This window comes from Microbacterium sp. SMR1 (genome assembly GCF_003289625.1).
Lineage (GTDB): Bacteria > Actinomycetota > Actinomycetes > Actinomycetales > Microbacteriaceae > Microbacterium > Microbacterium plantarum.
In genome coordinates, this window is sequence record NZ_QMBN01000002.1 from 567,140 (window position 1) to 590,958 (window position 23,819).

At 70.5% G+C, this 23,819-nt stretch carries 23 protein-coding genes; 10 read left to right on the top strand and 13 right to left on the bottom strand.

The genetic code is table 11. From position 1 onward, the window contains the following. Positions 1-50: 50 nt before the first annotated feature. Positions 51-1,142 (top strand): alkene reductase, encoded by a 1,092-nt coding sequence (locus DO944_RS07310; protein ID WP_112616121.1) that lies wholly within the window; start codon positions 51-53, stop codon positions 1,140-1,142. A 306-nt stretch (positions 1,143-1,448) separates the two neighbouring features. On the opposite strand, the gene DO944_RS07315 is transcribed toward DO944_RS07310, so the two are convergent. From DO944_RS07315 to DO944_RS07325, 3 genes are all read right to left on the bottom strand, one after another. After that, positions 1,449-2,030 (bottom strand): hypothetical protein, encoded by a 582-nt coding sequence (locus tag DO944_RS07315; protein WP_146752018.1) that lies wholly within the window; start codon positions 2,028-2,030, stop codon positions 1,449-1,451. A 39-nt stretch (positions 2,031-2,069) separates the two neighbouring features. Then, a complete protein-coding gene (locus DO944_RS07320) occupies positions 2,070-2,255 on the bottom strand; it encodes a hypothetical protein (RefSeq protein WP_112616125.1) in 186 nt (61 codons plus the stop codon). Between the two features lie 112 nt (positions 2,256-2,367). After that, on the bottom strand, positions 2,368-3,177 hold the full coding sequence (locus tag DO944_RS07325; protein ID WP_112616127.1) for an HAD-IIA family hydrolase: 810 nt from the start codon (positions 3,175-3,177) through the stop codon (positions 2,368-2,370). 42 nt (positions 3,178-3,219) lie between these two features. On the opposite strand from DO944_RS07325, the gene DO944_RS07330 reads away from it, so the two are divergent. Then, the gene (locus tag DO944_RS07330; RefSeq protein ID WP_112616129.1) at positions 3,220-4,182 is read left to right on the top strand and encodes an SDR family NAD(P)-dependent oxidoreductase; all 963 of its coding nucleotides are present in this window, start codon (positions 3,220-3,222) and stop codon (positions 4,180-4,182) included. 6 nt (positions 4,183-4,188) lie between these two features. Here the strand turns inward: DO944_RS07330 and DO944_RS07335 are convergent, their stop codons facing one another. Continuing rightward, a complete protein-coding gene (locus DO944_RS07335) occupies positions 4,189-4,827 on the bottom strand; it encodes a metal-dependent transcriptional regulator (RefSeq protein ID WP_112616131.1) in 639 nt (212 codons plus the stop codon). A gap of 38 nt (positions 4,828-4,865) precedes the next feature. Between DO944_RS07335 and DO944_RS07340 the strand changes: the two genes are divergently transcribed. Then, entirely contained in the window at positions 4,866-5,534 is a 669-nt protein-coding gene (locus tag DO944_RS07340; protein ID WP_112616133.1) for an RNA methyltransferase, read from the top strand. An 18-nt stretch (positions 5,535-5,552) separates the two neighbouring features. Here DO944_RS07340 and DO944_RS07345 read toward each other — a convergent pair whose 3' ends face one another. Continuing rightward, positions 5,553-6,062, bottom strand: coding sequence for a hypothetical protein (locus DO944_RS07345; RefSeq protein WP_112616135.1), 510 nt, complete (start codon positions 6,060-6,062; stop codon positions 5,553-5,555). A gap of 84 nt (positions 6,063-6,146) precedes the next feature. Beyond that, entirely contained in the window at positions 6,147-7,463 is a 1,317-nt protein-coding gene (locus DO944_RS07350) for an MATE family efflux transporter (RefSeq protein ID WP_112616137.1), read from the bottom strand. A gap of 127 nt (positions 7,464-7,590) precedes the next feature. Here DO944_RS07350 and DO944_RS07355 point away from each other — a divergent pair, with 127 nt between their 5' ends. The 5 genes from DO944_RS07355 to DO944_RS07375 are packed head-to-tail and all read left to right on the top strand — an operon-like array spanning position 7,591 to position 14,161. Further along, the gene (locus DO944_RS07355; RefSeq protein WP_112616139.1) at positions 7,591-9,387 is read left to right on the top strand and encodes an alpha/beta fold hydrolase; all 1,797 of its coding nucleotides are present in this window, start codon (positions 7,591-7,593) and stop codon (positions 9,385-9,387) included. A 46-nt stretch (positions 9,388-9,433) separates the two neighbouring features. Beyond that, the gene (locus DO944_RS07360) at positions 9,434-11,431 is read left to right on the top strand and encodes a M13 family metallopeptidase (RefSeq protein ID WP_181574179.1); all 1,998 of its coding nucleotides are present in this window, start codon (positions 9,434-9,436) and stop codon (positions 11,429-11,431) included. Positions 11,432-11,477: 46 nt separating this feature from the next. Continuing rightward, positions 11,478-12,401 carry a serine hydrolase gene (locus DO944_RS07365; protein WP_112616143.1) on the top strand — a complete coding sequence of 308 codons (924 nt, stop codon included), beginning with the start codon at positions 11,478-11,480 and terminating at the stop codon, positions 12,399-12,401. Positions 12,402-12,459: 58 nt separating this feature from the next. Beyond that, the gene (locus DO944_RS07370; RefSeq protein ID WP_112616145.1) at positions 12,460-13,257 is read left to right on the top strand and encodes a MerR family transcriptional regulator; all 798 of its coding nucleotides are present in this window, start codon (positions 12,460-12,462) and stop codon (positions 13,255-13,257) included. A gap of 31 nt (positions 13,258-13,288) precedes the next feature. Beyond that, positions 13,289-14,161: a hypothetical protein gene (locus tag DO944_RS07375; RefSeq protein ID WP_112616147.1), complete on the top strand. Its 873-nt coding sequence runs from the start codon at positions 13,289-13,291 to the stop codon at positions 14,159-14,161. A gap of 31 nt (positions 14,162-14,192) precedes the next feature. Here the strand turns inward: DO944_RS07375 and purU are convergent, their stop codons facing one another. From purU to DO944_RS07400, 5 genes are all read right to left on the bottom strand, one after another. Next, entirely contained in the window at positions 14,193-15,071 is an 879-nt protein-coding gene (gene purU / locus DO944_RS07380) for a formyltetrahydrofolate deformylase (RefSeq protein WP_112616149.1), read from the bottom strand. Positions 15,072-15,114: 43 nt separating this feature from the next. Next, a complete protein-coding gene (locus DO944_RS07385; RefSeq protein ID WP_112616151.1) occupies positions 15,115-15,750 on the bottom strand; it encodes an alpha/beta fold hydrolase in 636 nt (211 codons plus the stop codon). Between the two features lie 100 nt (positions 15,751-15,850). Beyond that, complete coding sequence (locus tag DO944_RS07390; protein ID WP_112616153.1) at positions 15,851-16,120, bottom strand: hypothetical protein; 270 nt, start codon at positions 16,118-16,120, stop codon at positions 15,851-15,853. A 21-nt stretch (positions 16,121-16,141) separates the two neighbouring features. Then, positions 16,142-17,635 carry a peptide MFS transporter gene (locus tag DO944_RS07395; protein ID WP_112616155.1) on the bottom strand — a complete coding sequence of 498 codons (1,494 nt, stop codon included), beginning with the start codon at positions 17,633-17,635 and terminating at the stop codon, positions 16,142-16,144. A 20-nt stretch (positions 17,636-17,655) separates the two neighbouring features. Continuing rightward, complete coding sequence (locus DO944_RS07400; RefSeq protein WP_112616953.1) at positions 17,656-19,053, bottom strand: MFS transporter; 1,398 nt, start codon at positions 19,051-19,053, stop codon at positions 17,656-17,658. Between the two features lie 75 nt (positions 19,054-19,128). On the opposite strand from DO944_RS07400, the gene DO944_RS07405 reads away from it, so the two are divergent. Then, the gene (locus tag DO944_RS07405) at positions 19,129-19,860 is read left to right on the top strand and encodes a GNAT family N-acetyltransferase (protein WP_181574180.1); all 732 of its coding nucleotides are present in this window, start codon (positions 19,129-19,131) and stop codon (positions 19,858-19,860) included. A 19-nt stretch (positions 19,861-19,879) separates the two neighbouring features. On the opposite strand, the gene DO944_RS07410 is transcribed toward DO944_RS07405, so the two are convergent. Continuing rightward, positions 19,880-20,686, bottom strand: a complete 807-nt coding sequence (locus DO944_RS07410; protein WP_112616157.1) for an SDR family oxidoreductase — start codon at positions 20,684-20,686, stop codon at positions 19,880-19,882. A gap of 153 nt (positions 20,687-20,839) precedes the next feature. Continuing rightward, complete coding sequence (locus tag DO944_RS07415; protein ID WP_112616159.1) at positions 20,840-22,276, bottom strand: flotillin family protein; 1,437 nt, start codon at positions 22,274-22,276, stop codon at positions 20,840-20,842. 140 nt (positions 22,277-22,416) lie between these two features. Here DO944_RS07415 and DO944_RS07420 point away from each other — a divergent pair, with 140 nt between their 5' ends. Next, the gene (locus DO944_RS07420; protein ID WP_112616161.1) at positions 22,417-23,805 is read left to right on the top strand and encodes a glycine--tRNA ligase; all 1,389 of its coding nucleotides are present in this window, start codon (positions 22,417-22,419) and stop codon (positions 23,803-23,805) included. The last annotated feature ends 14 nt before the right edge of the window (positions 23,806-23,819 follow it).

Below are 23,819 nucleotides of genomic sequence, written 5' to 3' on the forward strand. Positions count from 1 at the left end.
CCGCAGCCGCCGAGGAATAGCGCGCGGGGCCTGGGCGGTTGCGGTTCAGTATGAGCCTGTACGAGCCCGCCGTCTTCGGTGCCCTGAACCTGTCGAACCGCGTCGTGATGGCGCCGCTCACGCGCACCCGCGCGGGCGAGGACGGTGTTCCCACCGACGTCATGGTCGAGTACTACCGCCAGCGCGCGGGGCAGGGCCTCATCATCACCGAGGGCACGTGGCCTGTCGTGGAGGGCAAGTCGTACCCCGGGCAGCCCGGCATCCAGACCGAGGAACAGATCGCGGGCTGGCGACGCATCGCCGACGCCGTCCATGAGGCCGGCGGCACCATCGTCATGCAGCTGATGCACGGCGGACGCGTGTCGCACCCCGACATCACCGGTGCCGACCGAGTCGTGGGCCCGAGCGCGCTGGCCGCGCCCGGGCAGACCCGCACCCCGAAGGGCAAGGCCGACATGCCGATCGCGCACGCGCTGACCGCGGCAGAGGTGCCCGAGGTCGTCGAGCAGTTCGCGCAGGCCGCGCGCAACGCGCTCGCGGCGGGGCTCGACGGTGTCGAGGTCCACGGAGCGAACGGATACCTCGTGCACGAGTTCCTCTCGCCCGTCTCGAACGTGCGCGACGACGAGTACGGCGGATCGCCCGAGAACCGCGCGCGCTTCGCGGTCGAGGTCACGCGGGCCGTAGCCGCTGCCGTGGGCGCCGACCGCACCGGCATCCGGCTCTCGCCGCAGCACAACATCCAGGGTGTGCTCGAGCACGACGACGCCGACGCCCGCGCGACCTACACGGCTGTCGCCGAGGGGCTCGCCCCCCTCGGGCTCGCGTTCGTCGACGTGCTCAGCGCCGACCCGACGGGTGAGCTCGTGCAGCACATCCGTCGCACGGCCGCCGCCCCCTTCATCCTCAACTCGGGCTTCGGATCTCCGACGACCCGCGAAGAGGCCGAGACCCTCGTGATCGCCGACTGGACGGATGCCGTCGCCGTCGGTCGCCCCGTGATCGCCAACCCCGATCTAGCGGCCCGGTGGGAGCAGCGCGCGGAGCTCAACGAGGCGCGCCCCGAGCTCTTCTACGGCTCGACCGCCGAGGGCTACATCGACTACCCGTTCCTCGACGAGGTGGCCGCCGGCGCGGTCTGAGCGCCCGGAGGCCGGTCCGTCCGTCCCGTGCACAGGCTCAATAGCCCGACGCGCAATCCCGACGAGCCTCTGGATGCCGCGGAGCCTGTGCGCGGGACGGTCGACCTGAGGTTCTGCTCCGGCGTCGACCTCGCATCGGATCCCGGTCCGGGCGCCGCTCTGCCCGTGGTCTTCGACCCGTCGACAGGACGACGCGATGCCGGCCAGCCCCCCGAACACTGCCCGAAGCTCCTCAGCCTGTCGACGGCACGACCGTCGCGGGATCCGAGGCAGCAGTCCTCGGCTGCGACTCAGGCGGCCCGGACATCAGTAGTCGGGCTCAGGCGGTCCGGTGAGAGGTTCGAAGGCGGGCGTCGCGGCACGGTCCCACCGTGCGAGGGGCTCAATGCTCGTGATGATCAGAGCGTGATCAAATCCGACCAATCGCGTCGCGACGCCGGAGCGTGCGTCTACGACGAGCGTCTGCCGGTACGCCGGATCATCGACGTGCTCGAAGGTGAAGAGTATGGAGCGCCGGCCGAGAGGTTGTGCCAGCACGGGATAGAAGCTGCCGTGCGGATTCGCCCAGGTCAGCAGCCGGGTGGGCCACAGCATCTGGAGCGCCTGCGGCATCGGGCGGAAGAACTCGGCCGCCACCTGCTCGTGATTGCGCGAGCTTCGGTACGAGTACGTCCCCTCGCGGTAGTCCTGATGTCGACCGTCCTCGAATGTCAGCTCCCACCAGTCGTCGGTCTGGTCCACGGCGAAGGCGAACTGAACAAGCTCATCCGACGACTGTGCGATCCCACGTCCTGCCAGGCGCCGCGGCTGCTCGAGTTCGCCGACGGCCGCTACGACCTCTGCGGTGTCGGCTCGTCGGAGCACGGAGTCGAATCGGATGGGACTCATCGCCCCGAGTGTACGAGACGGCCCCGCCCGCGCCGCGGCTCAGCTCTGGAAGACGGGCAGCTGCGACGCGAGGCCGAGCAGCAGGCCGAAGAACATGAGCAGGATGATGCCGCGACGGGTCGACCCGCGATTGGTGCCGTCGGTGCCGATCTGCTGGTTGCGCACGAAAATGATCAGCGCGATCAGCAGGATCGCGAGACCGGTGAGCGCGAGGACGATCGACATCAGTCGTCGTCCCCGTCGCGGCGGCGCCGGACGAACTGCACGATGACGACCACGAGGGTCGTCGTGAGCATGAGCGCGACGCTGATCAGCAGGAGGTTCTGCTCGAACTCGTTCACAGGATGCCCGGATCCTCGGTCTCGTACGGCTCCGTCTCGAGCAGATCGGCGACGGAGTCGAGGATCTCGTCGGGGCGGAACGGGTACCGCTCGATCTCGGCGTCGTCCGAGATGCCGGTGCGCACGAGCACGGTGTGCAGACCCGCTTCGATGCCCGCCACGACGTCGGTGTCCATGCGGTCGCCGATCATGCCGGTGTTCTCGGAGTGCGCTCCGATGCGGTTCATCGCCGAACGGAACATCATGGGGTTCGGCTTGCCGACGACGTACGGGCTCTTCCCGGTCGCGTGCGAGATCAGGGCCGCGAACGAACCGGTCGCCGGAACGACGCCCTCCGGGGTCGGGCCCGTGGCATCCGGGTTGGTGATGATGAACCGCGCGCCGGCGTTGATGAACCGGATCGCCTTCGTGATGGCGTCGAAGGAGTAGTTGCGCGTCTCGCCCACCACGACGTAGTCGGGGTCGGTCTCGGTCATGATGTAGCCGGCCTCGTGGAGGGCGGTGGTGAGGCCCGCCTCGCCGATCACGAACGCCGAGCCGCCCGGATGCTGCGAACGCAGGAAGTCCGCCGTCGCGAGCGCCGACGTCCAGATGCGGTCCTCCGGCACCTCCAGCCCCGACCGCGCGAGACGCGCGCTGAGGTCTCGGGGCGTGAAGAAGGGGTTGTTGGTCAGCACGAGGAACGGCGTGCCCGTCTCGCGCCACTGCGCGAGCAGTTCCGCCGCCCCCGGGATGGGGTGGTTCTCGTGGACGAGAACGCCGTCCATGTCCGTCAGCCAGCACTCGATATCGGCGCGTGTCCGCATGGCCCCAGCCTAGCTGTGGCGATCCGGCCGTAGTCTTCACTCGTGGCCCACGATGACTGGAATCCCCGCAAGCTGCCCGACCTGTCGGGCAAGCGGTATCTCGTCACGGGCTCCAACGCGGGACTCGGGTATTTCGCCAGTCTGCAGCTCGCTTCGGCCGGGGCCCACGTCATCATGACCGGCCGCAGCCCGCAGCGGCTCGCGACGGCGCGCGCCTCGGTCGTGCGAGCCCTGCCCGACGGGGTGGGATCGGTCGAGACGCTGCTGCTCGATACGAGCAACCTGGGCTCCGTGCGGGCAGCGGCGGCGACCGCCCGCGGCCGAAAGCCCCTCCACGGCCTGCTCCTGAACGCCGGGGTGGTGCATCCGCCCCGTCAGCGCCGCACGACGCCCGACGGTCACGAGCTGGTGTTCGCCACCAACGTCCTCGGCCACTACGCGCTCGCGGGGGAGCTGCTCATCGCGCTCGCCGCCGGCCGCGGCCGCATGGTCTGGGTCGGCTCGGTGTCGACATCGATCTGGAAGTACGACCCGACCGACATCGAGCTCGAGAGCGACTACTCGCCCTGGCGCGCATACGTGCAGTCGAAGGTCGCCACGACCTCACTCGGCCTCGAGGCCGACGAGCGCCTGCGGGCGGCGAGCGTGCCGGTCTCGAGCCTGGTCGCCCACCCCGGCTATTCCACGAGCGGGCGCACCCGCGGCATCGCCGGCATCAACGAGCCGTCGCGGATGACGCGTTTCACCGACAACCTGCAGGTCGCCGTGACGCAGTCCAAGGAACGGGGGGCGTGGGCGCTCGTGCGCGCTCTCGTCGACCCGGATGCCGCGGGCGGCGAGTATTACGGGCCGGCCGGTGTGCTCCGGGGCGAGCCGCGCGTCGCGACGCCCGCGGCGATCACGCGCGATCCGGACATCGCCGCGCGCCTGTGGTCGTACTGCGAGCACACTACGCGCACGCCGTGGCCGTATCTGAAGGCGAGCCGGACGCGCGCGAAGAGCTGATCGCGCTCAGGCGGTGACCCAGATGGCCGCGGCGGCACCGGGTGGCAGCACGACGGAACCGCCGCCGTCGAGCCGCACGCTGCCGCGTCCGCTGACCGTCAGGGTGTGGCCCACGTCGACGCCGTGGCCCTCGAGCGTGCGCAACAGGGCGGGATCACGGTCGCTCACGCGAAGGATGCGGCCCTCGTGGCCGATCGCCGCTTCGGCGAGCAGCACGAACGGTTCGCGATGGACCTCGCCGTCGGCGTCCGGGATCGCGTCGCCGTGCGGATCGAACCGGGGATCGCCGAGCCGTTCGGCGATGCCCGAGAGCAGCCGGTCGCTGATGGTGTGCTCGAGCACCTCGGCCTCGTCGTGGACCTCGTCCCAGGCGTAGCCGAACTCGCGGACGAGCCAGGTCTCGATGAGGCGGTGACGCCGGATGATGGATGCCGCACGCCGCCGACCGGCTTCGGTCAGGGCCACCGGTCCGTACGGGCGATGCGACACGAGGTCCTGAGCGGCGAGCTTGCGGACCATCTCCGTGACCGTCGACGGTGCGAGCCCGAGCGTCGCCGCGAGCTGCGAGGGGGTGATCGGCGCCGGCTGCCACTCGGTGTGGTGGTAGATCGTCTTCAGGTAGTCGTCGACGGCGGGGGAGGGCACACTCCAGATTATCCGCGGCGGCGGGATAGCCTGTCCCGGTGACCCGCCCCGACCCCGCCGACGCGAGCGGCGACCGCGACGGCGTCGACGCGGAAACGCAGCTGCCGGTCGGCGTGGGGCCGTGGCCGGGCGGTCCGGACGCGTGGCCTGACGACCCCCGGTACGACCCGCAGCTGCTGGCCGACGGTGACCGCCGGAACGTCGTCGACCACTACCGCTATTGGCGGCTCGAGGCGATCGTGGCCGACCTCGACGAGCACCGGCATCCCTTCCACGTCGCGATCGAGAACTGGCAGCACGATATGAACATCGGCTCGATCGTGCGCAGCGCGAACGCTTTCGGCGCGGCGGAGGTCCACATCGTGGGACGGCGGCGGTGGAACCGTCGGGGCGCGATGGTGACCGATCGCTACCAGCACGTCCGCCACCACGAGGATGTGGCCTCCTTCGCGGCGTGGGCACGTGAGAACGACCTCCCGATCGTCGCGGTCGACAACGTCCCGGGGTCGGTTCCGGTGGACCGCGCCGACCTGCCCGAGCGGGCCGTCCTGATGTTCGGTCAGGAGGGGCCGGGGCTGTCGCCCGAGGCCGTGGCTGCGGCATCCGTCGTCGTCGAGATCACGCAGTACGGCTCGACGCGTTCCATCAACGCATCGGCCGCGGGCGCCGTGGTCATGTACGAGTGGTGCCGTCGCTGGGCTCGATGAGGACCGACCGGCGAGAGGTCACCGCTCCGGGTGGCGGTCCGGGGTGACGGCGTAGACGAACAGACCCGTCGCCGACGCGCTGAGTTCGACCGTCGCGTCGGCCGGGACGTCCCGGATGCCGTGCGGCTCGGCGTTGCCGTCGACGGCGGCGCACGGCACCTTTCCGCTCTCGATGGTCGTGCCGTCGGCGGTGACGGTGTAGGCCAGCTCGCTTCCCGATCCGGTGACGCAGGCGATCGTCACGACGGCGGGCGCTTCGCCGGCGGTGACGGAGATGATCGGCTCTCTGCCGGGCTCGAGAACACCGGCCTCGCGCTGGGTCCAGGACGCCCCGCCGAGCCCGTTCTCGGGGACGACGGTATCAGCCCACTGCCGGGCGTCGTCGGCGGTGGGGCGGGGCAGCGTCCGGGGGTCGTCGGAGCGCGTCGGGATCTCGACCGGCGCGGTCTCCTGCGCGCAGCCGGAGGCGAGCATCCCGACCACGAGCACGGCGGCACCGGCGGCGGCGGCAGAGGTGAGCTTCGGCATGCCGCCACGCTAAGCGCGGAATCTGAGGTTCGCACGTGAATGGGGTTTCGACCCGATCACAGTTCGGCTTCGCGTCTCCGGGGTTCAGACGGCGATGCGCAGCCACGCGCCGCGCCGCACGCGCCACCCCAGCGTGACCAGCCGGGCGATCATGTAGACGCCGAAGAACGCCACCGCGAGCCAGGCGAGGCCTGCCGCGCCGCCCGGATGCAGCGCTCCGATCACCAGGAGAGCGGGGATGAAGGGGATGAGGTTCAGGCCTCCGGCGATCGCAAGATAGCGCGCGTCGCCGGCGCCCATCAGCACCCCGTCGAGGACGAAGACGATGCCGCAGACGGGCTGCGCGATCGCGAGGACGAGCAGCGCCGGCTGAATCAGGGCGGCCACGGCAGGGTCGCCGGTGAACAGCAGCCCGATGACCCCTGACGTCGCGGCGATGACGCCCCCGACGAGTACGCCGAACCAGGCGCCCCAGGCGACGGTGCGACCGAGGACGCGCTGGACGAAGGCCTCGTCGCCGGCGCCCAGGCCACGCCCGATGAGCGCCTGCGCGGCGATCGCGAGCGCGTCGAGCGCGAAGGCCGCGGTGGAGAAGATCGTGAAGGCGACCTGCCAGCCGGCGAGTTCGCTCGTGCCCAGGCCGGTCGCGACGGCGACGGTCGCGAGCAGCGCCGCGCGCAGCGAGACCGTCCGGAGGAACAGCCAGCCGCCGAGACGCGCCGACCCGCGCATGCCGTCGGCGCGGGGCCGGAGCGACGCCGAGTGCCGGCGAGCGAGGCGGCCGATCACGACCACGTAGGCTCCGACCATGCCCCACTGGGCGATCACGGTGCCCATCGCCGACCCGGCGATGCCCCAGCCGAACCCGTAGATGAAGAGGACGTTCAGCACCGCGTTGGCGCCGAAGCCGAGGCCGGCGATCCACAGCGGGGTGACGGTGTCCTGCATGCCGCGCAGCAGCCCGGTCGCGGCGAAGACGATGAGCATCGCCGGAAGACCCCACATCGACAGGCGGAGGTAGGTCTCGGCATCCGTCGCGACGGCCTCGCCGGCTCCGAACATGCCGACCAGGAGCGGCGTGGTGAGCGAGCCGGCGGCCGCGAGCACGGCGCCGAGGCCGAGCGCGAGCCACAGCCCGTCGATCCCCGCGCTGACGGCGCTGGTCGAATCGCCCGCTCCGAAGCGACGGGCCACCGCCGGGGTCGTGGCGTAGGCGAGGAACACCATCAGCCCCACGATCGTCTGCAGCACCGCGCCGGCGATGCCGAGCGCCGCGAGCGGCACGACGCCGAGGTGGCCGATGAGCGCGGCGTCGACGATGAGGAACATCGGCTCGGCGATGAGGGCGCCGAGGGCGGGAACGGCCAGCCGCAGGATCTCGCGGTTGAGCGTGGGCGCCATGACTCGAGCCTAGAGGCGTGACGCCGGCGGACCCGCCTTTGCACGACCGCCGGGTCGCTGTCGAGCGCACGGAACGCCACCGCAACGACGGTTACCGTTGATCATCGACCGAGGGAGAGGACGCCGGATGCGGCTGCTCGAACGCCTGGCGATTGCGCGCCTGCACGCTCGGCTGCCGACGTGGGTCCGCGTCGTCGTGGCCGCAGCGGCCGTCGTGCTCGGCGTCGTCATCGTCATCCGTCCCACGACGGCTCTCGACGTCCTCGCCTGGTTGATCGGCGGCGGAATGGCGCTGACAGGCCTCCTCGAGCTCACCGGGCGCGAGGGCGAGGCGCACCGCCCGCGCTGGCGCACGGCAACGGGGGTCGCCTGGCTTCTCGGCGGCGCGATCGTCCTCCTCGCGCCGGGACTGACGGTGCGTGTCGTCGCGGTCGTCGTCGGCATCCTTCTCCTCGGTGGCGGCATCCTCGGCGTCATCGCAGCCTTCGGGCGTGGCCGCACCTGGGACGCGCGCATCGCCGACGCCGCTTTCGGCGCGTCGGGCGTCATCTTCGGCGCGCTCGCACTGTTCTGGCCCGACATCACCCTGCTCGTGACCGCCGTCGTCTTCGGCGCCCGGCTGATCATGAGCGGCGTCGTCGACCTCTGGACGCGGCTCCGCCGCCGTCGCGACGACCGCGTGGCCGAACGCGTGGGGCCGGACGGCAGGCCTCGCCGGCGGTGGGGACGGACCGTGGTCGCCATCGCCTCCGTCGCGCTGGCCGTGACCACGACGATCGTGACAGCGCCGTTGCGCGACGGCTCGACCGTCGTCGACGACTTCTATGCGGCGCCGCGTGACCTGCCCGACGAGCCCGGCCGGCTCGTGCGGGCGGAGCCGTTCGACGCCGGCATCCCGGCCAGCGCGGAAGGGTGGCGGATCCTCTACACGACGACCGGCGTCGACGGAGATGTCCGCGTCGCGAGCGCCATCGTCGCGGTGCCGCGCGAGGGCGACGGGCAATGGCCGGTGATCGACTGGAACCACGGGACCACCGGGTTCGCGCAGCACTGCGCCCCGTCGCTGCAGCCGCGCGGACTGTGGGCGGGCGCCTTCTACATGCTGCCGCGAGCCATCAAAGAGGGCTGGGCCGTCGTCGGCACCGACTACATCGGACTCGGCACCGAGGGGCCGCATCCCTATCTCGTCGGGCTGCCGAGCGCCCACGCCTCGCTCGACGCCGTTCGGGCTGCGCGCGAGCTCGAGGAGGCCGACCTCGGCGCCCGCACCGTCGTGTGGGGGCATTCGCAGGGCGGTGCGGCGGCGCTGTGGACGGGCGCGGTCGCCCGTGAGTACGCTCCCGAGGTCTGGGTGCAGGGCGTCGCCGCCCTCGCGCCGGCGAGCGACCCCGCAGCTCTCGTGCAGGGCATCTCGAGTGTCACCGGCGGCAGCATCTTCGCGTCCTACGCCTTCGCCTCGTTCTCGTCGATCTATCCCGAGATCGAGTACCGCGACTATGTGCGTCCCGGCGCGGAGACCGTGCTGCGGCAGATGTCGGAGCGGTGCCTGTCCGACCCGACGATCGTGCTCTCCGTCGCCGCTGCTCTCGGGATGAGCCGCGACCCGGCGCTGTTCTCGCGGTCGCCGGCATCCGGAGTGCTCGGGCGGCACCTGCGCGAGAACACGGCGCCGCTGCGCTCCACCGCGCCCGTGCTGCTGGCGCACGGCGGGGCCGACAGCGTCATCCCGGTGCAGACCCAGGCCGCATTCGTCGACCGCATGTGCGCGGCCGGTCAGGACGTCGACTTCCGCACGTACGCGGGGTTCGAGCATGCGGGGGTCGTCGAGCGACCGTCGCCGCTCATCGACGAGCTGTTCGACTGGACGAGGGATCGTTTCGCAGGCATCCCGGTTGCCGAGGGATGTACCACCACGGAACGCTGAATGGTCTCAGAAGTTCGTGTCGTCCGGTCGGCCTAGCATGGGTGCCATGACCGACCCCGTCCTTCCCTCCGGCATCGACATCGCCGAGCTGAGTCCCCAGATCCGACCGCAGGACGACCTGTTCCGGCACGTCAACGGCAGCTGGCTCGAGCGCACCGAGATTCCCGACGACAAGGCCCGCTGGGGATCGTTCCACGTCATCGCCGAGCAGGCCGAGAGCGACGTCCGCGCCATCATCGACGAGGCGACGACCGCCGAGCCGGGCACGGTGCAGCGGAAGATCGGCGACCTGTTCACGAGCTTCATGGACACGGCTCGCATCGACGAGCTCGGTTCCGAGCCGCTCCGACCGCAGCTGGCGCGCGTCGACGCGGTCGACTCGATCCCGGCGCTGCTGCGCACCGTCGGCGAGCTCGAGCGCGAGGGCATCGGCGGCATGATCGGCACCTTCATCGAGCCCGACCCGGGCAATCCCGAGCGCTACGTCGTGTTCTTCGTGCAGGGCGGGCTGTCGCTCCCCGACGAGAGCTACTACCGCCTCGACGGCTTCGCCCCGACGCGCACGGCCTTCCGCGGATACGCCGAGCGCATGCTCGAGCTCGCCGGGGTCGCAGACGCCGCGGAGCAGGCCGAGCGCATCGCACGGCTCGAGACGGAGCTCGCCGCGCACCACTGGGACAACGTGCGAAACCGCGACGCCGTCGCGACCTACAACCTGCACACGTGGGACGAGGTGACGACCCTCGCCGGCGTCGACCTCGACCCGTGGCTGGACGGGCTCGCGCCGCGGCACCGTGACGGTTTCGCCGAGATCAACGTCAATCAGCCGAGCTTCCTCTCCGGGCTCGGCACGCTCCTGACCGACGAGCGCCTCGAGGACTGGAAGGCCTGGCTGCGCTTGCAGGTCGTTCGCGCCTCGGCGCCGTTCCTGCCCGACGCTTTCGTCGCCGAGAACTTCGACTTCTACGGCACCCAGCTCACCGGCGTGCCCGTCAACCGCGAGCGCTGGAAGCGCGGCGTGAGCATCGTCCAGGCGGCGCTCGGCGAGGCTGTCGGCGAGATCTACGTCGAGCGGCATTTCCCGCCGCAGGCCAAAGTCGAGATGGATGCCCTCGTCGACAACCTCATCGAGGCGTACCGGCAGTCGATCACGGGGCTCGAGTGGATGACGCCGGCCACCCGCGAGCGCGCTCTCGAGAAGCTCGCTGCCTTCACCCCGAAGATCGGCTACCCCGACCGCTGGAAGGACTATTCCGCGCTCGAGATCGACCCCACCGACCTCCTGGGCAACGTGCTGCGTTCCACCGAGTGGGAGTACGAGCGTCAGCTGGCGAAGCTCGGTCAGCCGATCGACCGCGACGAGTGGCACATGACGCCGCAGACGGTCAACGCGTACTACAACCCGCTGATGAACGAGATCGTGTTCCCCGCGGCGATCCTGCAGCTGCCCTTCTTCTCGTCCGAGCGCGATGCCGCGGCGAACTACGGCGGCATCGGGGCGGTCATCGGTCACGAGATCGGGCACGGGTTCGACGACCAGGGCAGCGCCTACGACGGCACCGGCGCGCTCAACGACTGGTGGACCGACGCTGATCGCGCTGCCTTCGAGGAGCGCACGGGCGCCCTGATCGAGCAGTACAACGCCCTCGTGCCGCGCGGCCTCGGCGACGAGCACACCGTGAACGGCGCCCTGACCATCGGCGAGAACATCGGCGACCTCGGCGGCCTCGGCATCGCCCTCAAGGCCTACCGGCTCCACCTCGCCGCGACGATGTCGCCGGAAGAGCTTGCGGAAGCGCCCGACGGTCCCGTGATCGACGGCTTCACGGGTGTGCAGCGGCTGCTCTTGAGCTGGGGTCAGATCTGGCAGCAGAAGGGCCGCGACGCCGAGACCATTCGACTGCTCACGATCGACCCTCACGCTCCGAACGAGTTCCGTTGCAACCAGATCGTCCGTAACATCGATGCGTTCTACGACGCATTCGGCGTCACCGAGGGAGACGAGCTGTGGCTCGCCCCTGATCGCCGCGTCACGATCTGGTGATCACCCGAACCGAATCGCTCAGACTGACTCCGACGGAGACGAGAACATGACGGTGGATGGATCCGAGTCCTCCTCCGGGACCGCCCGCTCGCGCGCGGAGCGACGGGGCGCCGCGCGTCCGCGACGTCGCTCGAGCGTGCCGCGCCGGGGGTTCGCGTCGACCGAGAAGGCGCTCGACACGCTGGCGGCTTCAGGAGCACGGGTGTCCGTGCGGGTCAGCGACCTCGACCGCGGCACACCGGTGCTCGCGGGCGACGACTTCGTCACGCTGCCCGTCGCGGGGATGGGGATCGTCCCGCTGCTGATCGAGGTGGCCACGCGGTTCGACGCCGGGACCCTCGACCCGCTCGAGATCGTCGATCGTTCGACAGTGGGCGACGTCGCCGTCGCGGGACTCTGGCGACACCTCGTGGCACCGGCCCTCCCGCTCGGCGACCTCGCCGTGCTCGCGGCTTCGACGGGCGACGCCCTCGCGGCCAACGCCCTGCTCGAGCGGGTCGGTCTCGATGCGGTGCGCGCCCGGATCGGGAGCCTGGGGATGCCGCGCACGGCGCTGCTCGACCGGTTCCGTGACACCCGTGGGCCCGACGATGCCCCGCACTACGCGCTCGGCACGGCACGCGAGCTCGCCGCGATGTTCGCGGCCCTCGTCAACACCGACGTCGTCTCGCCCGGCGTCAGCGCCCAGGTGTCGGAGTGGTTGAGCCTGAACCACGACCTGTCGCTCGTCGGCTCGGTGACGGGACTCGACCCCTTCGCGCACGACGACGACAAGCACGAGCTGCTGTTCGTGAACAAGACCGGCCGCGCCGACGGCATCCGCGCCGAGGCCGGCGTGCTCGCCGGCCCCCGTGCCGGGGTGTCGTATGCGTTGCTGGTCGGGTTCGACGACCTGTCGATGAGCGACCGCCTGCGCGCTCATGAGGCGTTCCGCGCGTTCGGGCTCGATCTCATGGAGTACGTCTTCTGATCCGATCCGGCCGTGCGCTTGACTCTCACACCGTGTCAGGCTGTCGAGTGGGATCACCATGTTGAGTATCGGAGAGTTCGCCCGGCTGGCCGGCGTATCGGTGCGGATGCTGCGCCATTACGACCAACTCGGTCTGCTGCGTCCGCATCACGTCGATCCGGCCTCGGGCTACCGCTCGTACTCCGCGTCGCAGCTCGATCGAGCCAACCGGCTGATCGCGCTGAAGGACCTCGGCTTCACCCTCGAACAGGTCGGCCGGCTGCTCGATGACGGTATGTCGTCGGCATCGGTGGCCGCGCTCCTGCGGGAGCGGAGGGCTGAGCTGAGCGGCCAGATCGCCGCGGACGTACAGCGGCTGAACGAGGTCGAGGCGAGGCTCCGATCGATCGAGAAGGAGATACCCGTGTCCACATTCATCGAGACCGCACTGCCCGAGCTGACTCTGACTCAACTGTCGGTCCGCATCGACGAGATGGCGCAGATCGAAGACGAGATCAGCGTCATGTTCCAGCGCGTGAACGACCGTATCGAGTCCGCCGGTGCGCAGCGGGTCGGACCCGGCGTCGCCGTCTACACGACGACAGGCGACGGCATGGTCGTCGCCGCGGCCGAGCAGATCGGTGACGCTCCGGTGCCCGACGGCCTCGAGCGGGCGGTCGTCTCGGCCGAACCGCGAGCGCTCACCCTTCGCTACGAGGCCGACGATCTCGCTGGCATTCAGAGCGCGTGGCAGGCGCTGGTCGCCGAGGCGGAGCGGCGCGGACTGCGATCCGACGGCGCGTGCCGCGAGATCTACCTGCAGACGCCCTATGACGGCGACCGATGGGTCATCGACCTGCAGCAGCCCGTGTCCTGAGCGCCGGCGCGGGCAGCGCTAGCCTGGGGGAGTGAGTTTGCTGGATCCCCGAGAGGCCGCACGACGTGAACAGGCCAAGTATCGGGGGGCCACCTCCGCCTTGGCCGCGAGCCTGATCTGGGGCATCCTGTCGGTCGCCGCTGCGGCGGTCGTCGGGTTCGCTATCGGCGGCATCTTCGAGCAGCTCCGGGTCGTGAACATCAACAGTGTGTTCGGCACGCGCGACACCGGCGTCCCCATGGCTGCGCGCGGGTGGGGCCTGCCCGTCGGCATCCTTCTGCTGATCGTCTGCATCGGCCAGTACGGCAAGTGGAACCACCGGTTCAGCGCCCGCGAGAAGGGCTACGCGGCGATCGGCCCGCTCACGATGATCCTGGCCGGGCTGGCGATCGGCACGTGGATCGCGACGACGATGTGGATCGAGCCCGACGCCGTCGGCGTCGCCGTCGACCCGACATTCGGCGGCAACGAGACCTGGGGTGTCGGCGAGTGGATCCTGTACGCCGGACAATGGTGGCTGCCCGGGCTCTTCACGCTCCTCGCCGTGCTGAGCTACATCGCGCGGGTGCGCTCCCTCGCGACGCGCCGCCGCAACAACGCGGTCATCTCGCGCCTCCTGGCCTCCGGCTCGCGCGTCGACGCGGAGATCGTCGAGGCGCCCCTTCCCGCGCATGACGCGTCGCGGATGGCCGCGTCGCTGGTGGCGAAGTTCACCGATGTCGTGGGCACGGATCGTTGGGTCACGACCATGGTGCTCATCGCGCCGCGCGAGGTGCCGGCGATCGGTGACACGCGTCCGCTCGTATTCGATCCCGCCGATCCCGGCGACACGACGCGCATCTTCCTGTCGCCGACCGGCGCGACGGGCCGCGACGACTTCGAGCCGGTGCAGCCCGCGAGCTGACACCCGGCCCGCGAGCTCGCGCGGCCCGCGGTCAGAAGACGATCGTGTGGTTGCCGTGTCGGATGACGCGGTCCTGCGCGTGCCACAGCACCGCGCGCGAGAGCACCTGACGCTCGACGTCGGCGCCGCGGCGGGCGAGCTCGGCCGCCGTCTCAGCGTGGGTGACCCGGATCGTGTCCTGCTCGATGATCGGCCCCTCATCGAGGTCGGTCGTGACGTAGTGGCTCGTCGCGCCGATGAGCTTGACGCCGCGTTCCTTGGCCTTCTTGTAGGGCTCGGCGCCGATGAAGGCGGGGAGGAACGAGTGGTGGATGTTGATGACGGGCACGCCGAGCTTCTCGAGGAAGTCCGACGATAGGATCTGCATGTAGCGGGCCAGGACGACGAAGTCGACGTTGCCGACGAGCAGCTTCAGGATCTCGGCCTCGGACGCCGACTTGTCGGGGCCGGGCGTCGACGGGACGTGGAAGAACGGGACGTTGAACGAGCGGACGTCCTCGGCCGAGGTGGTGTGGTTCGACACGACCATCGGTACCGTCACGGGCAGATCGCCGCGGCGGTGGCGCCACAGCAGGTCGAGCAGGCAGTGGTCCTGCTTCGACGACAGGATCGCCATGCGCTTGGGCACCGACTGGTCGGTCAGCGACCACTGCAGATCGAACCCGGCGAGCGTCTCGCCGATCTCGGCTTCGATCGACGGGCGGTCGACGGCGAAGTTCGGGCGGTGGAAGACCACGCGGCAGAAGTAGGCGCCGCCGGTCGGGTCGTCGGAGTACTGGTCGAACGCGACGATGTTGCCGCCCACGCGGGTGACCATCGCCGACAGGGAGGCGATGATGCCCGGCTGGTCCTGCCCGTGCACGATGAGGCAGGCGTGGGCGGGGTGGAGCGCAGTCGACGAATCGGTCATCCTTCGATTCTGCCCTGTCCCAGCCCCCGGTTCGGCACCCGGGTCAGTCGACGTCGAGGTAGTCCTCGATGACGAAGGCGGCCTCGCCGGCGTGCGTCGCCGGGAAGAGGTGCCCGCCACCCTCGAGGGTCACGAGGCTGACGAGGCCGGGAGCGGCGGCCTGCAGGCGCTCGCCGTTCGCGGGCGGCAGCACCTCGTCGTCGGCGCCCTGAATGAGCATGACCGGAACCGTCGGAGCGAGCGCGCGCCACTCCTCGGCCGACACGGATGCCGCGGCCGCCGCCTGCAGCGGCTCGAGGTCGGTGCGGGGCTCGTCGCCCTCGGCGCCGAGCAGCAGCACGCCGTCGACGCGGTCGGTGTGGTCGATCGAGACGGTGCGCGCGACGGCGCCGCCGAAGGCGTGACCGCCGACCCAGGCGTCGCCGAGTCCGACGTGGTCCATGACGTCGACGACATCCTGTGCCAGGTCGTGCAGCGTGACGCCCTCGGTCTGCGCCGTGCGGTAGCCGACCCGCAGGATGCGGAAGTCCTCCTCGGCCAGCACGTGGGCGAGCGTTCCGAGCGCCGCGACGTTGCTGTAGCCCGGGATCAGCACCAGGACCGGCTCGCTGCCGGCATCCTCGACGTAGGGGATGGCGCGGCCCTCGGGCTCGAAGATCTGCGGCTGTGTGTCGGTCATGGCTCCCTCTCGCGGTGTCCTGCGACCATTCACGCTAGCCGAATCAGCTGGGCGCCCGCGGTCGCGGGTGCATCGCGGCCCGACAGCCTGCGGGGGTGGGTCACCAGACGATGCCGCCGCCGAGCGAGATGCCGCCCCAGGTGAGCAGCACGAAGATGCCCGCGAAGACGACCGGAGCGATACCCGCGCCGCTGCGCGCGAGGCCCTTGAGCAGGGCGATCACCACCAGCACGGCGGCCACGAGCGAGAGACCGCCCCCGAGCACGAAGCCGATGAACAGCGGGATCGGCATGAGGATGAGCCCGAGGAGGCCGACCCAGAAGGCGGCCCAGGCGGTGGGGTTGGAACGACGCGCGACGGAAGAGGACATGTGTCCATCCTCTCGCGTGTGTCAGCGGACGTCGCGCATGAGAGCGAGCACGGGCTTGCGGGCCGCTGCGAGTGCGAGGCCGAGGACGATCGCGATGGCGGCGAGGATCGAGAAGTAGGGCACCTCGTTCTCGGGATTGTAGAGCGGCGCGAGCAGTCCCGAGATCGCGGTTCCCAGCGAGACCGAGAGGAAGAACAGTGCGACCATCTGCGTCTGGAATCTCGCCGGCGCGAGCTTCGTCGCGGCCGACAGCCCGACGGGCGAGATCAGCAGCTCGGCGACGGTGAAGACGAACAGGATGCCGACGATGCCGAGCAGCGGTGTCGCGTCCGGGCCGCCGCCGGCGAATGGCAGGAAGAGCAGGAACGCCAGTCCCATGACGATGACGCCCGCGGCGAATTTGATCGGCGTCGAGGGCTGACGTGTTCCGAGCTTCGTCCACAGGGCCGCGAAGACCCCCGAGAGGATGATGATGAACACGGGGTTGATGGAATTGACCCAGTCCGGCGGCATCTCCCACCCGAGGACGTTCCGGTCCAGCCGCTTCTCGGCGTAGATCGGGATGACGGTGAACTGCTGCTGATACAGCGACCAGAAGGCGACGCTGACGATGAACAGCGGGATGAAGCCGTACACGCGCGACCGCTCGGTCGAGGTGATCCGGGAGCTCGAGATGATCACGGTGAAGTAGGCGATCGTCGCGGCGATGACGACGATGACGACGACGAGCGACAGGTTGTCGGCCCGGATGACGCCGAGGGTGATCAGGAGCGCGATGGCCGCGACGGCTGCGACCGCGATGCCGGTGACCAGCGGGTAGCGCGGCCGGGGCAGCGGGTTGGGAACGCGACGTGCGGCCTCGGGCAGCGACCGGCGTCCGATCGCGTACTGGATCAGGCCGATGGTCATGCCGACCGCCGCGGCTCCGAACGCCCAGTGGAAACCGAGGCTCGTGCGCAGGAAGCCGGTGAGCAGCGGCCCCGCGAAGGCGCCGAGGTTGATGCCGAGGTAGAACAGCGAGAATCCGGCGTCGCGGCGGGGGTCGTGCTCCGAGTAGAGGGATCCGACGACCGCCGTGGCGTTCGCCTTCAGCCCGCCCGAGCCGAGCGCGACCAGCACGAGTCCGACCGCGACAGACAGCAGCCCCGGGAGCACCGCGAGCGCGACGTGGCCCGCGACGATGATGATCGCGCTGAAGAAGAGCACGCGCTCGGAGCCGAGCAGGCGATCGGCGATCCAGGCTCCGAGGATCGTGGAGAGGTAGACCGCTCCGCCGTAGGCGCCGACGATGCCGACGGCCGTGGCCTCGGGCAGGCCCGCCCCGCCCTCCGAGACCGAGAAGTAGAGGTAGTAGACCAGGACGATCTGCATGCCGTAGAAGCTGAACCGCTCCCACAGCTCGACACCGAAGATGTGTGTGAGCGCCCACGGCTGCCCGAAGAAGCGGCGGTCGTTCCGGCTGTCGTCGGGGGAGTGGGGGCGGGATGCGGTGGTGTCTGCGTCCTCGTGGCTCATGGATGCCGACGATACGCCGCTCAGGGCAGCGACGGGCGCGACTCGTGCGGATCGCGGCGCTGCGGTATGCACAGCGCCACGGCCAGGGCGATCACGGCGGCGCCCAGGCCGAGGGCGAACGAGACCTGGAACGCGGCCGGTGTCGGCACGGCGACGCCGTCGCGCTCGATCGACAGGGCAGCCAGCACGGCGCCGACGAGAGCGGCCGCGGTGCTCGTCCCGAGGGAGCGGAAGAGGGCGTTCAGGCCGTTCGACGCGCCGGTCTCGGTCGGCGGGACCGAGCGCATGATGAGCATCGGCATGCCGGCGTAGCCGAATCCGATGCCCACGCCGATGAGGAGGTTCGCCACGAGCAGGTGCCAGACCTCGGAGGCCCACAGCAGCGAGAAGCCGTAGGCGAGGATCAGGGCTATCGAGCCGAGGACGAGCAGCAGGCGCGGCCCCACCGTTCGGGCCAGTCGCCCCGAGAACGGCGAGAGGATCATCATCACCAGACCCGCCGGCATGATGATGAGGCTCGCCTGCAGCAGCGTCAGCCCGAAGCCGCCGACCGTCTCGGGAAGCTCGAGCATCTGCGGGTACGACACGTTCGAGGCGAAGAGCGAGAAGCCGATCGCGACCGACGCGAGGTTCGTCAGCAGCACTGCCGGGCGGGCGGCGACGCGCAGGTCGAGCAACGGGTCGGCGATGCGCAGCTCGAACCGGCCCCACACCATCAGGACGAGGATGCCGCCGAGGCCGCACGCGAGGGTCGCCGCCGACGTCCAGCCCCAGGTGTTCCCGCGCGAGACCGCGAGGAGCACTCCGGTCAGACCGACCGCGAGGCCGATCGCCCCGATGAGGTCGAAGCGCCCCGGCGTCCGCAGCACGCTCGGGGGAACGACGAGCACGACCAGCACGAGCACGATCGCGCCCAGGCCCGCCGACACCCAGAACAGCACGTGCCAGTCGCTCGTCTCGGTGATGAGCGCGCTCACGGGCATGCCGACGGCGCCCCCGACGCCGAGGGTCGCCGACATCAGTGCGATCGCCGCGTCGACGCGGTTCTCGTGCAGCACGTCGCGCATGATCGAGATCCCGAGCGGCACGACGCCGGTCACCGCACCCTGCAGCGCGCGCCCCACGATCACCCCGACGATGTCCGTGGACAGCGCCGCGACGACCGACCCGGCGATGAGCAGGCCGAGCAGTACGAGCACGATGCGGCGCTTGCCGTACATGTCGCCGAGGCGCCCCGCGATGGGGGTGAACACCGCGGCGGCGAGGAGGGTGGCGGTGACGACCCACGCCGTGTCTTCGCGGCTCGCGTCGAGCAGCTCGGGCAGTTTCGACTGAATGGGGACGACGAGGGTGAACATGAAGGACGAGGCCAGTCCCGCGATCGCCAGCACCGTGACGATCGCGCCCTGTCGCGGCATCCGGGTGAGTCGTCGTCGTCCGCTCTCACCCGATGCCATCCCTTCAGGCTATCCGCGGCGGCGTAGGGTGGGCTCATGAGCGAGAGCGTTCCCCCGACCCCAGCCGACGTGCCCGCGGGGATCGACATCCGCCCCCTCGAGACCGTCGCCGACATCTTCGCCGGCGCCGCGGTGCTGCGCGAGGTGTGGGGCGGCGACCGCGATTCGGTGCCCACGAACCTCATGCGCGCCCTCGCCTACTCCGGCAACTACGTGGTCGGACTCTTCGACGGCGACCGGGTCGTCGGTGCGTCGGTGGCGTTCTTCGCCGAGCCGGGTGCGCGGTCGATGCACTCGCACGTGACCGGTGTGCTGCCGGAGTACCAGCAGCAGGGACTTGGGCGCGTGCTCAAGCAGCACCAGCGCGCGTGGGCCTTCGCCCGTGAGGTCGGCACCATCACGTGGACGTTCGACCCGCTCTTCGCGCGCAACGCGCACTTCAACCTGCAGGTACTCGGAGCCCGCATCAGCGACTACCTCGTCGACCAGTACGGGCTCATGGACGACGGCATCAATCGCGGCGAGGTCACCGACCGGCTCATGGTGACGTGGCCGCTCGCGGCACCGCCGCAGGAGCGTCCGTCCGACGACCGGATCGTCGCGACGATCGAGGTGCCCGCCGACATCCACGCCATCCGCGCCGCCTCTCCCGCGGACGCCGACGCCTGGCGCGACCGCGTGCGCGCGCAGTTCCTCGAGCACTTCGCGGCCGGGCTCACCGTCGGCGGCTTCGACGACGAGCGCGGCTACCTCCTCGTCCGGCCCTGACCTGCGCGGCGCGGCGCGGTTACTCCGCGCCGGCGTCGCGCCAGTCGTCGGACTCGAGGTGCGAGCCGGCCTGCGGGCCCATCTGCAGCATCCCGCCGTCGACGACCCAGGTCGCGCCCGTGACGTACGACGACGCCGGCGACGCCAGGAAGGCGACGACCGCGGCGATCTCCTCGGGCTTGCCCGGGCGCGGGATCGGGATGCCGGGGCGGTGGGTCTTCTCGGCCTCGTCGCCCTCCATGTCGTTGATGGGGGTCGCGATCTCGCCGGGCGCGACCGAGTTGACGGTGATGTCTCGGGGGCCGAGCTCCTGCGCCATCGTCTTCACGAGGCCTTCGAGGCCGTGCTTCGAGGCGACGTAGGCGGCCGAGCCGACCCGCGGCTGCGAGCCGTGGACGCTCGTCACCGCGATGATGCGCCCGCCGTCACCGGCATCCGCCATGAGCTTCGCGGCGGTCTGCATTCCGAGGAAGGCGCCGTCGAGGTTGAGCGCGACGACCGTCCGCCACCCATCGAGGTCGAGGTCGAGCACGGGCCCGCCGGTGCCGCCGCCGGCGTTGTTGACGAAGACGTCGAGGCCGCCGAGCTCCTCGGCGAGGTGCTCGATGACACCGGGGACCTTCTCGAACTCGGTCGCGTCGAACTGGGCGACGACGGCCTTGCGCCCCCGGGCCCGAACGCCCGCTGCGGTCTCGTTCGCGCCTTCCTCGTCGGAGTGCCAGGTGACCCCGACGTCCATCCCTGCGTCGGCGAGGGCGAGGGCGGTCGCGCGGCCGATCCCCGAGTCGGAAGCGGTCACGATGGCACGGCGAGGAGTGAACGTCATGCCCCGACGCTACGAACCCCCGGCGCGGTGTCGCACCCGGTTGACAATCCCGCGCGGTAACTCCTCAGATCCCGGCGCCCGGAAACGACGAAGCCCCGTCATCACGCGAGAGGTGAGACGGGGCGTCGTCGGATCTGAGGAGTCAGCGCGGGGTCACTCCGCCGAAGGCTCCTCCGGAGCCGGAGCCGGAGCCGGAGCCGGAGCCGGAGCCGGAGCCGGAGCCGGCGCCGAAGCCGCGGCGGCGTCGTCGTCGCGCAGGCCCTGGGCGACACCGCGGCCGGTGGCCTGGCCCTGGATGATCTGGCGCAGGTCGATGCCGGTCGTGGCCTGCACGGCGTCGAAGGTGGCGCGCATGCTCGACGCGCTCTCGGAGGCGATGTGGCTCGATGCGCCGTCGCCGCCGAGCACCGTGATGGAGCCGACCTTGTCGAAGCCGCGGGCGAACTCGGTCATCAGCGGCACGAGGGCCTCGATCGCGCGCTGGGCGAGCAGGGCCTCCTGGTTCTGGGCGATGGCGGCGGCCTCGGCCTCGATCGCCTCGGCGCGGGCCTCACCGGCCAGGCGCACGGCGTCGGCCTCGGCCTGGGCGCGCAGGCGCGTGGCCTCGGCCTCCTGGGCAGCGATCTGTGCGCGGGCTTCGGCGGCCTTGACCTCGGCGTACGCGTCGGCGTCTGCCTTGCGCTGGCGCTCGTAGAGCGAGGCGTCGGCGACCTTCTTGATGTCGGCGTCGAGCTGGGCCTGCCGGTTCTCGGCGGCCTGCAGCAGCACGTCCTGCTCGCGCTGCGCGCGGGCGAGAGCCTCGGCCTGCTCTGCCTCGGCGCGGGCGCGGCCGACCTCGGCGGAGGCGGCGGCGGAGTTCTTGTCGTACGCGGTCTGCTCGATGAGGTTCGCCTCGTCGGTCGCGAGCTGGCGAGCCTTGACCTCGCGGGCGGCGTTGATCCGGGCGACCTCGGCCTCGCGGCGAACGCGCTCGACCTCGGTCGCGCCGAGGGCGTCGATGTAGCCGTTCTTGTCGGTGATGCCCTGGATCTGGAACGAGTCGAGGATGAGGCCCTGGGCCAGCAGGTCGCTCTTGATGCCCTCGGCGATCTGGTCCGACAGCTTCTGGCGGTCCTTCATGAGCTGCTCGACGGTCAGCGTCGCGACGACGCCGCGGAGCGCGCCCTCGAGCTGCTCGGTCGTGAACTGCTCGATCGCGCCGTCCTGCGACAGGAAGCGCTCGGCGGCGCGACGCACGAACTCAGGATCGGAGCCGATCTTCACGAGCGCGACGCCCGCGACCATGACGGTGACGCCGTTGGATGCCTGTGCGGTCGGCTCCATCTTGATCTGACGTGCACGCAGCGAGATCATCTCGGCCCGCTGGGTCAGCGGGTTGACGAGGGCGCCGCCGCCGGTGATCACCGAGATGCGCGAGGAGTCTCCCGCCGCGTTCTTCTGGTTGCGACCGACGACGACGAGCGCCTGGTCGGCCTTGGCGACCTTGTACCAGGCCCGCACCATGATCAGCAGGAAGATCAGAAGAATGATGACGGCGATCACGGCGATGCCGCCGATCACGAGCGCGCCTCCGGCGAATAGAGCTTCCATGCTGACCTTTCCCGTGCGTAACGATGTGTCCTTCGACCGTATCGGGGTCGGCCCGCGCGGCGCGACTAGAATCGAGGATGCCGTTGTCTGCGGCATCCGCGCCGCCGGCGCATCCCGAAAACGACCATGAGGAGCCACCTGTGGCCGAGCAGTCCCGCCTCGACAAAGTCATCGCCCTCGCCCGTCACCGCGGGTTCGTCTTCCAGGCGGGGGAGATCTACGGCGGTTCGCGCTCCGCGTGGGACTACGGCCCCCTCGGCACGGAGCTCAAGGAGAACATCCGCCGGCAGTGGTGGCAGACCTTCGTGCGCGGTCGCGGCGACATGGTCGGCCTCGACTCGTCGATCATCCTGCCCAAGCGCGTCTGGGAGGCCTCCGGCCACGTCGCGACCTTCACCGACCCCCTGGTCGAGTGCCTGCAGTGCCACAAGCGCTTCCGCGAAGACACCCTCATCGAGGACTTCGAGGCGCGCAAGGGCCGCAAGGCCGAGAACGGCCTCGCCGACGTCCCGTGCCCGAACTGCGGCACCAAGGGCCAGTACACCGAGCCCAAGTCGTTCTCGGGCCTCGTGAAGACCTACCTCGGCGTCGTCGACGACGAGACCGGCCTGTACTTCCTGCGCCCCGAGACCGCGCAGGGCATCTTCGTGAACTTCTCGAACGTGCTCACCGCGAGCCGCAAGAAGCCGCCGTTCGGCATCGGCCAGGTCGGCAAGGCGTTCCGCAACGAGATCACGCCGGGTAACTTCATCTTCCGCACGCGCGAGTTCGAGCAGATGGAGATCGAGTTCTTCACGCCGCCCGCCGAGGCGCAGCAGTGGTTCGAGCATTGGGTCGAGGCGTGCTGGAACTGGTTCATCGAGCTGGGCATCGACGCCGACAACATGCGGCGCTTCGACGTCCCCGAGGACGACCGCGCCCACTACTCCGCCGGCACGATCGACGTCGAGTACCGCTTCGGGTTCCCGGGCAAGGAGTGGGGCGAGCTCATGGGCGTCGCGAACCGCACCGACTACGACCTGGGCAGCCACTCCGAGGCATCCGGCCAGTCACTGACCTACTTCGACCAGGCATCCGGCGAGAAGTACACGCCGTACGTGATCGAGCCCTCGTTCGGCCTGACGCGGGCCATGATGGCCTTCCTCGTCGACGCGTACGACGAAGAAGAGGTGCCCAACGCGAAGGGCGGCGTCGACACCCGCACCGTGCTGCGCCTCGACCCGCGCCTGGCGCCCGTCAAGGTGGCCGTGCTGCCCCTCAGCCGCAACGAGCGTCTCTCGCCGCTGGCGCGCGAGGTCGCCGACACGCTGCGCGGCCGCGGCTGGAACATCGACTTCGATGACGCCGGTGCGATCGGGCGCCGCTACCGCCGTCAGGACGAGGTCGGCACGCCGTTCTGCGTCACCGTCGACTTCGACTCGCTCGACGACCGGGCCGTCACCGTGCGCGACCGCGACACGATGGCCCAGGAGCGCATCGCGCTCGACGCGCTCGAGGGCTATCTCGCCGAGCGCCTGCGCGGCGCCTGACGCACCTTCGGGCG